The organism is Pseudomonas sp. NPDC089752, from assembly GCF_044748725.1.
In the GTDB taxonomy this organism is placed as follows: domain Bacteria; phylum Pseudomonadota; class Gammaproteobacteria; order Pseudomonadales; family Pseudomonadaceae; genus Aquipseudomonas.
Genome location: NZ_JBIVGP010000008.1, coordinates 44,868 through 58,318 on the forward strand (window position 1 = coordinate 44,868; position 13,451 = coordinate 58,318).

Annotated in this window: 1 protein-coding gene (only partly in view); it reads left to right on the top strand. The window is 66.0% G+C overall.

Annotated elements, in window-relative coordinates; all coding sequences use genetic code 11:
- On the top strand, positions 1-13,451 hold the 5' portion of the coding sequence (locus ACIPZF_RS15085) for a non-ribosomal peptide synthase/polyketide synthase (RefSeq protein WP_400800688.1). It continues 8,812 nt past the right edge of the window; 13,451 of the gene's 22,263 nt are visible here — the first part of the coding sequence; the start codon lies at positions 1-3; its stop codon lies off the right edge, out of view.

The following is a 13,451-nucleotide window of genomic DNA, read 5'->3' on the forward strand; positions in this document are numbered from 1 at the left end:
ATGCTCTTCAGCGAACTGATGGCTGCTCTTTCCACCCGTGCAATCCGACTCCAGCGTGAAGACCAGGACCTGATCGTCCTGGGTGACGACGAAACCCTGGACGATAACCTGTGGGAGGCGCTGTCACGGCACAAGCCGGCCTTGCTGGAGATGCTTGCCGAACGCGATGACGACTGGCTCAGCCCGGCGTTTCAGATCACCCCCGACATGTTGCCACTGGTGACCCTCGACCAGTCGGCCATCGACCGCATCGTCGCCAGCGTGCCGGGCGGCGCGGCCAACGTGCAGGACATCTACCCCTTGGCGCCGCTGCAGCAGGGCATGCTGTACCAGCACCTGGCGGCCAGCGACGGCGACCCGTACCTGGCTCAAGTGCAGCTGCGCTTCAGCAGCAAGGCGCACCTGGAAGCCTTCGCCGAGGCCCTGCAATGGGTGATCCAGCGCCACGACATCCTGCGCACGGCGCTGCATTGGGAATACCTGGACGAGCCGGTGCAAGTGGTGTGGCGAGAGGCGACACTGGTTCGCGAGGCCATCGCGGTCGACGGCGGCGAAGCGCTGGCCCGCCTGTGCGAACGTTTCGACCCCCGGCACTATCGCCTCGACTTGCAGCAGGCCCCCCTGATGCAGTTGATGCACGCCCGCGGCGAAGGCGAAACATGGGTCGCCTTGCTGATGTTCCACCACGTGGTCATGGACCATACCGCCCTGGACATCGTGCGCCGCGAGATCCAGGCGCACCTGGCCGGCGAATCGGCGCAATTGCCGGCGCCGATGCCGTTTCGCAATGTGCTGGCCGCCGCGCGCCTGGCGCTGGACGAGCAGGCCCATGAGCGCTTCTTCCGCGACATGCTGGAAGACATCGACGAGCCGACCCTGGCCTTCGGCCTGCAGGAAAAAGGTGACCCGTTGCTGGAGCAGGCGCGCCTGACCTTGCCGGCGGCCCTCAGCCAACGCCTGCGCAGCCAGGCCCGGCTACTCGGCGTGAGCCCGGCGAGCGTGCTGCATTTGGGTTTTGCGCGCCTGGTCGGGCAATTGTCGGGGCGTCAGGCGGTGGTGTTCGGCAGCGTCCTGCTCGGCCGCATGACCACCGGGGATGGCAGCGAGCAAGCACTTGGCATGTTCATCAACACCCTGCCGCTGCGCATCGACCTCGGCCAGCAGGGTGTGCGCAATGCGTTGCTGGCCACCCACCGGCGCCTCACGGCCTTGCTCGGCCATGAGCAGGCGTCACTGGCCCTGGCCCAGCGCTGCAGCGGTGTCGCTGCGCCAGCGCCGCTGTTCAACAGCATGCTCAACTATCGCCACAGCGCTGCAGGCGATGCCGCCGACGTCATCCCGGTGGCGCCGGGCATCGATATCGTCGGCGCCGAAGAACGCACCGACTACCCGCTGACCGTCAGCGTCGATGACCTGGGCGACGACCTTCGCCTGACCGTGCAGAGCCTGCCGCAGTGGGGCGCGGCGCGCGTGTGCGGGCAGTTCGAGCAGGTGCTCGACAGCCTGGTGGACGCGCTGGAGCAAAACCCAGCCGCGCCCGTGCAAAGCCTGGCCGTGTTGCCGCCGCTTGAGCGCGAGCAGGTGCTGCGGCTGTTCAACCAGACCACACAGGTCTGCCCGCAAGGCCAGACCGTCCACGCTTTGGTGGAGGCCCAGGCCGACCGTTCACCGCAGGCTCCGGCAGTGATACAGGCAGAGGCAGTGCTGAGTTACGGCGAACTGAACCGGCGCGCCAACCAGCTGGCTCATAAGGTGATCGGGCAGGGCGTAAAGGTCGGTGACCGCGTCGCCCTGTGCTTGCCGCGCACCGCCGAGCGCCTGATCGCTCTGCTGGCGGTATTGAAAGCGGGTGCCGCCTATGTGCCGGTGGACCCGACGTACCCGGCCGAGCGCATCGCTTACCTGTTGGCAGACAGTGCGCCAACTTTGGTACTGGCGACGACCGCAATCGAAAACCTGCCGAACGTACCCCGACTGAATCTGGATCTACCCGGGGCGTTCGCGGCGGATGACAGCAACCCTATAGTGTCGGCTGTCGACGCGCAGCAACTGGCCTACCTGGTCTACACCTCTGGCTCTACTGGCCAGCCCAAGGGCGTGATGATCGAACATCAGGCACTGACCAACCTGGTGCATTGGCACTGCCAGGCCTTCGAACTGGTCTCTGGGTCGCACAACTCCAGTGTCGCTGGCTTCGGTTTCGACGCCATGGCCTGGGAAGTCTGGCCAACTTTGTGTGCCGGCGCCACGCTGCACCTGCCACCCGCGCACATCGGCAACGAGCATGTCGACGAATTGCTCGACTGGTGGCTGCAGCAGCCCCTGCAGGTCAGTTTCCTGCCGACTCCAGTGGCCGAGCAGGCCCTGCGCCGCGACCGCCAGCACCCGACCCTGCGCACGCTGTTGATCGGTGGCGACCGCCTGCGCCAATTCGATCGCGACCCCGGCTTTGCCGTGGTCAACAACTACGGCCCGACTGAAACCACCGTCGTCGCTACGGCCGGACAGCTCAGCCCAGGCGGCAGCCTGCATATTGGCCAACCCATCGCCAACACCCGCGTGTATGTGCTCGATGAAGGCCTGCAACCCGTGCCAGTGGGCGTTTCTGGCGAGCTCTACATCGGCGGCGCGCAGGTTGCTCGCGGCTATTTCAACCGCCCCGAACTCACCGAACAACGCTTCCTCGCCGACCCTTTCAGCGAGGTGGCCCACGCCCGCATGTACCGCAGCGGCGACCTGGTGCGCTGGAACGCCGACGGCACGCTCGACTACCTTGGCCGCAACGACGACCAGGTGAAAGTCCGAGGCGTGCGAGTGGAACTGGGCGAGATCGAAGCCGCCCTGGCCCTGCAACCCGGCATCGCAGACGCCGTCGTGCTGGTGCGCGAAGGGCGCCTGCTGGCCTGGTTCACCGAGACGGTGCCGGTCGACCTCGATCAGTTGCGCCTGGCCGTGCAGGCCCGCTTGCCGGGGCAACTGGTGCCCCAAGCGTTCATCCGCCTGGAACAATGGCCGCTGACCAGCCACGGCAAGCTCGACCGCCGCGCGCTGCCCGATCCTGACAGCAGCCTGATGGTTGGCCAGGCTTACGTAGCTCCGCAAAGTGCCACCGAAGTGACCATGGCGGCGATCTGGGCCGAAGTGCTGGGCGCCGAACGAGTAGGGCGGCACGACAATTTCTTCGAGCTGGGAGGCCATTCGTTGCTGGCCGTGACCCTGGTCGAGCGCCTGCGCAAGGCCGGCCTGGTGATCGATGTGCGCGTGCTGTTCGCCCAGCCGACCGTGGCAGCCCTCGCCAGTGCGGCTGGGCTTGCCCAGGCGGCAAGCGTTCCGGGCAATCGTGTGCCGCCAGGCGCCGAGCACATTGACCCTGACATGCTCAGCCTGATTTCGCTGGACCAGCCCACGATCGACGCAGTTGTCGCCACAGTGCCCGGCGGCGCTGCCAACGTGCAGGAAATCTACCCGCTGGCGCCCTTGCAGGAAGGCATCCTTTACCATCACCTGAGTGCCGAGCAGGGCGACCCGTACCTGTTGCAGACCCGCCTGGCGTTCGACAGCGTCGAGCGCCTGCTGGCGTGGGCCGGCGCGCTGCAGCAGGTCATCGACCGCCACGACATGCTGCGCACGTCGGTGCTCTGGCAGGGCCTGACGCAGCCGCTGCAAGTGGTCTGGCGCAAGGCAGACCTGGTAGTCAGCGAAATCGATGACCTGGTCGATGAGCCAGGTATCGAACGCATCGAACAACTGCACGCCCGCTTCGATGCCCGGCACCATCGCCTGGACCTGTCCCAGGCCCCGCTCACTCGCCTGTACTACAGCCTCGACCCCGCCAACCACCAGGTTGTGGCGATCCTTTTGTTCCACCACCTGACCCTCGACCACACCGCCATGGACGTGGTCGCCCGCGAGATGCGCGCACTGCTGTTCGGTCAGGCCCAGAGCCTGCCGGCGGCGGTGCCGTACCGCAACTACGTGGCCCAGGCGCGGCTGGCGGATCAGGCTGGTCATGAGGCGTTCTTCCGCGAGATGCTGGTGGATGTCGACGAGCCGACCTTGCCGCTGGGCTTCGCCGATGTGCAAGGCGATGGTCGCGCCATCGAGTCGGCCTTCCAGGCGCTGGACGTCGACCTCTGCCGACGCCTGCGCGGCCAGGCCCGCCAGCTTGGCGTCAGCGCTGCGAGCCTGATGCACCTGGCCTGGGCCCGGGTGCTGGGAGCGCTCGCGAACCGCCACGACGTGGTGTTCGGCACGGTGCTGATGGGCCGCATGCAGGGTGGCGAAGGTGCCGACCGGGCACTGGGCATGTTCATCAACACCTTGCCGCTGCGCGTCGATACACGTGCCTCGGCGCAAGCAGCCGTGCGTGCCACCCACCGCAGTCTGTCGGCACTGCTCGGCCATGAGCACGCGCCGCTGGCGCTGGCTCAACGCTGCAGTGGCGTAGCGGCCTCCGTGCCGCTGTTCAGCGCCTTGCTCAACTACCGCCACAGTGCCGCCGACGCGCCTCGCGAAGGCGAGGGCATCTGGGAAGGCGTGCGCCTGCTTGGCGGCGAAGAACGCAGCAATTACCCGCTGACCTTGAGCGTCAACGACTTGGGCGAAGGGTTCAGTTTCAGCGTGTTGGCGCTAGAGGGTATTGGCGCGGCCAGGGTGATCGAATGGATGGCTGCAGCGGTGGGGCAGTTGCTGCAGGCACTGGAGCAGGGGCATCACACCCCGGTGGAAAGCCTGTCGATCCTCAGCGACGCGGCCCGTCAACAACTGCTCGGCGGTTTCAACGACACTGCCCACGGGTTCCCACAAGGGCAGACCGTGCACGCCCTGGTCGAAGCCCAGGCCGCCCGTACACCCGATGCCTCGGCGCTTTGCCAGGCAGGGCTAGCCCTGAGCTACGCCGAGCTGAACCTGCGCGCCAACCGCCTGGCACATCGCCTGATCGAGCGTGGCGTACAGCGTGGCGACCGAGTTGCGCTGTGCCTGCCGCGCAGCATCGAGCGGGTGATCGGCCTGTTGGCCGTGCTCAAGGCCGGTGCTGCCTATGTGCCGGTAGACCCTGGCTACCCGGCTTATCGCATCGCGTATCTGCTCAGCGACAGCGCGCCAGCGTTGCTGCTGGCCGAGTCCGGCCAAACCGGCCTGCCAGCAGCAGTGCCCCGCCTGGACCTCGACCAGCCCGCTGCCGGGCACGCGCTCGACAATAACCCGCAAGTGGCCGGGCTGGACGCCCACCACCTGGCCTACGTGGTCTACACCTCCGGATCCACCGGCCAGCCCAAGGGCGTGATGATCGAACACCAGACCCTGGCCAACCTGGTGCACTGGCACTGCCAGGCCTTCGCCCTGGATGCTGGCGAGCGCACGTCGAGCGTCGCCGGCTTCGGCTTCGACGCCATGGCCTGGGAGGTCTGGCCGGCCTTGTGTGCCGGTGCCACGTTGCACCTGCCGCCTGCCCACATCGGCAACGAGCACGTCGATGAGTTGCTCGACTGGTGGCTGGAGCAGCCGCTTGCAGTCAGCTTCCTGCCCACCCCGGTGGCCGAGCAGGCGCTGCGCCGCGACCGCCAGCACCCGACCTTGCGCACCCTGCTGATTGGTGGCGACCGCCTGCGCCAGTTCGACCACGACCCCGGCTTCGAACTGGTCAACAACTATGGCCCGACCGAAACCACCGTCGTCGCCACCTCTGGCAAGGTAGTGCCTGGCGCCGCCCTGCATATTGGTCAGCCTATTGCCAACACGCGTGTCTACGTGCTCGACGAGCAACGCCAACCGGTGCCGATCGGAGTAACCGGTGAGCTTTTCATCGGCGGTGCTCAAATTGCCCGGGGCTACTTCAATCGGCCCGAACTGACCGCTGAGCGCTTCGTCGAAGACCCGTTCAGCCGTCTGCCCGCTGCACGCATGTACCGCAGCGGCGATCTGGTGCGTTGGAACGCCGACGGCACCCTGGACTACCTCGGCCGTAACGACGATCAGGTGAAGATCCGTGGCGTGCGGGTGGAGCTGGGCGAAATAGAGGCGGCCCTGCAGGCCCATCCAGGCATCGAGGATGCCGTGGTGCTGGTGCGTGGCGAGCGGCTGCTGGCCTGGTTCACCGAGGCCGCACCCGTGCAACTCGACCAGCTGCGCCAGGCCCTGCAGGCCAGATTGCCAGCGCACATGCTGCCGCAGGCCTTGATCCGCCTTGAGCAGCTGCCGCTGACCAGCCATGGCAAGCTCGACCGCCGAGCACTCCCGGAGCCTGATACCGCTGACTTGATCAGCCACGGCTATGAAGCACCGCTGGGCGAAACTGAAACGATCATGGCCGCGACCTGGGCCGACGTGCTGGGCGTCGAGCGGGTAGGGCGCTTTGATAACTTCTTCGAACTGGGCGGCCATTCGCTGCTGGCCGTGACCCTGATCGAGCGCCTGCGCCAGCAGGGGCTGCAGACCGACGTGCGGGTGCTGTTCGGCCAGCCGACAGTGGCCGCGCTGGCAGCGGCGTTGGGCAATGGCCGCCAGGTGACAGTGCCACAGAATCGCATCCCGGCGGGCTGCACGCAGATCACGCCGGACATGCTGCCGCTGATCGAGCTGGACCCGGCCAGCATCGAGCGGATCGTCGCCACGGTACCCGGCGGCGCCGCCAATGTGCAGGACATCTACCCGCTGGCCCCGCTGCAGGAAGGCATTCTCTACCATCACCTCAGCGCTACCGGCGAAGACCCGTACCTGCTGCAGTGGCGCATCGCGTTCGATAGCCCCGCGCGCCTGCAAGCTTTCGCCAACGCCCTGGACAAGGTCATCGCCCGCCACGACGTGCTGCGCACCGCCGTGCTCTGGGACGGCCTGCGCCAGCCCGTGCAAGTCGTCTGGCGCAACGCTGTGGTCTTGCCCCACGAAAGCCACACCTCAGCTCTCAACTTGAGCTCCGCTCCCCTGATCCGCCTACTGCACACCCACACCCCTGGCACGCAACGCATCGAAGCCACCCTACAGTTCCACCACATCGTCCTCGACCACACCGCCATGAAAGTGGTCCTCGAAGAAATCCGCGACCACCTGCGCGGCCACGCGCCGACCCAGCCCCCGGTGCCGTACCGCAACTACGTGGCCCAGGCGCGTCTGGCCATCAGCGAAGCCGAGCACGAAGCGTTCTTCCGCGCCGAACTGGCCGACATCACCGAACCGACGCTGCCGTACGGGCTGACCGATACCCAGGCCAGCGATTTCGACCTGGCCACCGTGCAACTGCAAACCACCCATTACCAACGCCTGCGCGAGCAGGCCCAGCAACTGGGCGTGAGTGCCGCGAGCCTGCTGCATCTGGCTTGGGCACGCCTGGTTTCGGCCACCAGTGGCAAGGACAGCGTGGTTTTCGGCACGGTCCTGCTGGGTCGTCTGCAAGGTGGCGCAGGTGCCGACCGTGGCCTGGGCATGTTCATCAACACCCTGCCGCTGCGCCTGGACCTCGATGGCCTCGGCGTGCGAGATGGCGTGCGCCTGGCGCACCAGCGCCTGGGGGCGCTGCTGGCCCATGAACATGCATCGCTTGCGTTGGCCCAGCGCTGCAGTGGCGTGGCCGCACCCTTGCCCTTGTTCAGCGCGATGCTCAACTACCGGCATGGCGCGAGTGCATCCGAACAGCAGGTGCAACGCGAGGCCCTCGAGGGCATCGAAGCGCTGCCCAGCGGCGGGCACGGTCACTATCCGTTGAGTGTCAATGTCGATGATCTGGGCGATGGCCTGCGTTTGACAGCGCAGGTCACGGCGCAGGTGGGGGCGCAGCGGATCTGTGAACAACTGGTTCAGGTCATTGTCGGCATGCTCGATGCGCTTGAACACCAGCCGCAACTGGCCGTGCAGCAGCTGCCCGTCTTGCCGGCGCAGGAACGTCAGCAACTGCTGGTCGAAGCCAATGCCACTGCGCGTGGGCATGACCTGCAGCAGCCACTGCACAGCCTGTTCGAAGCGCAGGTGCGTCATGCGCCCGATGCGCTGGCCTTGGTGGCTGACGAAGGTGAGCTGAGCTATCGGCAACTGGACGAGCAGGCCAACCGTCTGGCGCATCATTTGATCGCGCTTGGGGTGAAACCCGACGATCGTGTGGCGATCTGCGTCGAACGCGGGTTGTCACTGGTGGTCGGCCTCTTGGGCATTCTGAAGGCGGGCGGGGCCTATGTGCCGGTCGACCCGAGTTATCCGGCCGAGCGTATCCGCCACATGCTGGAGGACAGCGCGCCGCTGGCAGTGCTGGTGCACGCTGCAACCCGCGAGGTGGTGCCGTCTTCGGCAGCGCTGCTGATCGATCTGGATGCGCCGGTCTGGGGTGCCCAGCCGATCAGCAAACCCAGGGTGCCTGGACTGGCGGCGCATCACCTGGCTTACGTGATCTACACCTCCGGCTCCACCGGCGTGCCCAAGGGCGTCATGGTCGAGCACCGCAACGTGGTCAACCTGGTGCATTGGAGCCAGCGCCTGTGTGCTGGCAGCGTACTGCACAAGACTCCGGTCAGCTTCGACGCCTCGGTGTGGGAGCTGTTCTGGCCGCTGTGCAGCGGCCTGCGCCTGGTGCTGGCCCGCCCGGACGGCCAGCGTGACGCGCACTACCTGGCGCAGTTGATCCAGGCGCAGCAGGTGAATGTGGTGCAGTTCGTACCCGCGTTGCTGCAGCAGTTCCTTGAAGACCCGCAAAGCGCGGCGTGCAGCAGCCTCAGCGACATCGTCTGCGGTGGCGGCGAGCTGACCTCGGCCTTGGCCGCTCTGGTTCGCCAGCGCCTGCCGGGTGTGCGGCTGCACAACGTCTATGGGCCTACCGAGACGACTGTCGACTGCAGTGTCTGGACCCTGGAGCCGGGTGCGGCGCTGCCACAGACGGTACTGCCCATCGGACGCCCGATCGACAATACCCACCTTTATGTACTGGACAGCCGCGACCAGCCCGTCCCTTGGGGCGTAGCCGGCCACCTGCACATCGGCGGCGCCGGCGTCACCCGTGGCTACCTGGGCCTGCCCCAGCAACAGGCCGAACGCTTCATTGCCAGCCCATTCGTGGCTGGCGAACGCCTGTACCGCAGTGGCGACCTGGTGCGCCAGCGGGCCGACGGCAACCTCGAATTTCTGGGCCGCAATGACCACCAAGTGAAGATCCGCGGCCTGCGCATCGAGCCCGGTGAAATCGAAGCGTGCCTGACCCGCGTGGGCGATTTACGCGAAGCCGTGGTGCTGGCCATCGACGAACGCCTGGTGGCCTATTACACCGGCGCAGAGCAATCGGTGGACAACCTGCGCCAGGCGCTGCTGGCACAGCTGCCCGAGCACATGGTGCCAGGTCTGTACATCCAGTTGGACAGCCTGCCGCTGACCCCCAATGGCAAGCTCGACCGCAAAGCACTGCCGGCCCCGGATGCCGCCTCACAACAACGCCCATTCGAAGCGCCGCAGGGCAGCACTGAAATACTGCTGGCGGGTTTGTGGGCCGAACTGCTCGGTATCCCGCAAGTTGGCCGGCACGACAACTTCTTCGAACTGGGTGGCCACTCGCTGTTGGCCGTGAGCCTCACCGCACGCCTGCGCCTGGAAGGTCTGCAAGTCGATGTACGGACTTTATTCGGCCAACCGACCATTGCCGCACTGGCCGCGACCCTGGGGCAGAACCAACAGGTCGCGGTGCCGGCGAACCGCATCCCGGGCCACTGCACACACATCACCCCGGACCTGCTCAGCCTGATCGATCTCGACCAGGCGGCCATCGACCTGGTCGTCGCCAGCGTACCGGGCGGCGCCGCGAACGTGCAGGACATCTATCCGCTGGCACCGCTGCAGGAAGGTATCCTCTATCACCACCTGAGCGCCGCCGAGCACGATCCGTACGTGCTGTACTCGCGCTTGCGCTTCGACAACCTTGCACGCCTGCAAGCCTTCGCCAACGCGCTGGAGCAGGTGATCGCCCGTCACGATGTGCTGCGCACCGCCGTGCTTTGGGACGGCCTGCCGCAACCGTTGCAAGTGGTCTGGCGCAAGGCGCCGCTCGCTGTCTTCGAAGGGCTAGCCAGCCAAAGTCTCGACCTAAGCCAGGCCCCGCTGATCCGGTTGTTCTACGTCCAGACCAAAGCAGGCATCGAAGCCACTCTGCAATTCCACCACATTGTCCTCGACCATACCGCCCTCGAAGTCATCGGCGAAGAACTGGTCGCCCTCCTTCAAGGCAAACCGATCCCTGGGCATGCACCTGCGCCTTACCGCAACTACGTCGCCCAGGCCCGGTTGGGCATCAGCCAGGCCGAACACGAAGTGTTCTTCCGCACCCAGCTGGCCGATGTCGAAGAGCCGACCCTGCCATTCGGCCTGAGCGATGTGCAGGGCGATGGTCGCGACATGCAGGAAGCCAAGCTGCCGTTGTCCGCCGAGCTCGCCGCTGACCTGCGTCGCCAGGCACGTGTACTGGGCATCAGCGTCGCCAGCCTGTTCCACCTGGCCTGGGCGCGCCTGCTGGCAGCCGCCAGTGGCAAGGACAGCGTGGTGTTCGGCACGGTGTTGCTCGGCCGCCTGCAAGGCGGTGAGGGCGCCGAACGGGCGCTGGGCATGTTCATCAACACCTTACCGCTGCGGGTCGATCTAGGCGGCGTCAGCTTGCGCGAGGCTGCCCATGCGACCCACCAGCGCCTCAGTGCGCTGCTCGCCCATGAGCATGCTTCCCTGGCACTGGCCCAGCGTTGCAGCGGTGTTGCGGCGCCGTTGCCGTTGTTCAGCGCGATGCTCAATTATCGCCATGGTGCTGCAAGCACGGCAGAGCAACGCCAGGCCTGGCAGGGCATCGAGGTGTTGGAAGGGCAAGAACGCACCAACTATCCGTTGAGCCTGAACGTGGATGATCTGGGCGATGGCTTCCGTCTGGTGGCCATGACCCCGGCCGACATAGGCGCAGCGCGGATCTGTGGGCAGATGAACCAGGTGCTGGAGGCCATGGTCACGGCCCTGGAGTATGAGCCGGAGCTGCCGTTGCAGCGGCTGCCCGTGCTGGAGCGAGAGGAACGCCAGCGTGTGCTGGTGGACTTTAACGATACGGCGGTGGGTTACGACCTTGAGCAAACCCTGCATGGGCTGATTGAAGCACAGGTCGAGCGTACGCCGGAGGCTGTGGCGGTGCGGGCTGAAGAGGGCGCGTTGAGCTATCTGGAGCTCAACGCGCAAGCCAACCGCTTGGCACATCACCTGATCAGTTTGGGGGTCAAACCCGATGATCGCGTGGCGATTTGCGTCGAGCGTGGGCTGTCGATGGTGGTCGGGCTGCTGGCCATTCTGAAAGCGGGCGGTGCTTATGTGCCGGTCGATCCGGACTACCCGGCCGAACGCGTGCGGCACATGCTGAGCGACAGTGCGCCGGTGGCGGTGCTGGTGCAGGCCGCAACCCGCCATGTGCCGGAAAGCGGGCACGTCATCGATCTGGACCAGCCGTCCTGGGGCGAGCAACCCGCGACTAACCCGGTCGTTACGGATCTGACGCCGCGTCATCTGGCCTACGTGATCTACACCTCCGGTTCGACCGGCCTGCCAAAGGGTGTGATGAACGAGCATGCCGGGGTGGTCAACCGCCTGCTGTGGATGCAGGACGCCTACGGCCTCGGTGCCGACGACGTGGTGCTGCAGAAAACCCCGTTCAGCTTCGATGTCTCGGTGTGGGAGTTCCTCTGGCCCCTGCAAACTGGTGCGCGCCTGATCATGGCACGCCCTGGCGGGCATCGTGATCCGGAATATCTGCGCGAGGTGATCCGCCGCGAAGGCGTCACCACCTTGCACTTCGTGCCGTCGATGCTGGATGTGTTCCTGGCGCACGGTGAAGCAAGCGCTGACCGCCTCAAACGCGTGCTGTGCAGTGGCGAGGCCCTGCCAGGCAGCCTGGTCCGGCGCTTCCACACGCAACTGCCAACGGTCGAACTGCACAACTTGTACGGCCCGACCGAAGCCGCGGTGGATGTCAGTGCCTGGCATTGCGTCACGGCACCGGACAACACCCCGATCGGCAAACCCATCGCCAACACCACGCTGTACGTCCTCGATGGCCAAGGCCAGCCGGTGCCGCAGGGCGTGGCGGGCGAGTTGTTCATCGGCGGCGTGCAGGTCGCCCGAGGCTACCTCAACCGCGCCGAACTGACCGCCGAACGCTTCATCGAAGACCCGTTCAGCACTAGAGCGGGCGCTCGTTTGTACCGCACCGGTGACCTGGCCCGCCATCTGCCCGACGGCAACATCGAATACCTGGGTCGTAACGACGACCAGGTGAAAATCCGTGGCCTGCGTATCGAGCTGGGTGAAATTCAGGCCGGCCTGACGGCTATCGATGGAATCAAGGAAGCCGTGGTGGTGGCGCGCGATCAACGCCTGATCGCGTACTACACAGGGGAGCCGCAAGCCACGGAAACCTTGCGCTCGCTGTTGCTCGCACACCTGCCCGAGTTCATGGTGCCCGCGCTGTTCATGCATCTCGAAGCGTTGCCGCTGAGTCCCAACGGCAAGCTAGACCGCAAGGCACTGCCTGAACCCGACGCCATCCAGGACCGTCCATTCGAAGCCCCGCAAGGCGAAACCGAAATCCTGCTGGCCACCCTCTGGGCTGAACTGCTGGGCGTGGAACGGGTCGGCCGCCACGACAACTTCTTCGAACTGGGCGGCCATTCGCTGCTGGCAGTCAGCCTGACTTCGCGCCTGCGCCAACAAGGCCTGCATGCCGATATCCGCGTGCTGTTCGGCCAGCCGACCCTGGCTGCGCTGGCGGCTGCCGTGGGCGGCGATACCCGCGTCAAGGTACCGAAAAATCGTATCCCGGCTGATTGCACGCACATCGCCCCGAACATGCTGCCCCTGGCCGACCTGTCACAAGCATCGATCGACACGCTGATCGCGCAGATTCCCGGCGGTATTGGCAATATCCAGGATATCTACGGCCTGGCGCCGCTGCAGCAAGGCATCCTCTACCATCACCTGGCCAGCGAAGGCGCCGACCCCTACGTGCTGCAGGCGCGCTTCGCCTTCCCCGACCAGGCCACACTGGACGCCTTCGCCGCTGCCCTGGACCAGGTCATCGCCCGTCATGACATCCTGCGCACCAGCATCCACTGGCAGCACCTCGAGGAGCCTGTGCAAGTGGTCTGGCGCGATGTCCCCTCTGTTGCGGCGAGCATGCTCGGCGAAGCGCCCAGCACAGGGCTGCCCCTCAATACCGCGCCCCTGATCCGCCTGCTGCCTGACCGAACCGAAGGCCGCATAGAAGGGACGTTGCTGATCCATCACATCATCCTCGACCACGCCGCCGTCGAGCATTTGGTCGCAGAAGTTACTGCGGTACTGCAAAACCAAACCCTGCCACAGGCCAGCGTCCCTTATCGCAATTATGTGGCCCAGGCACGCCTGGGCGGCAACAGCCAGGCTGAAGAAACACTGTTCCGCGAGTTGCTGGGTGATATCGA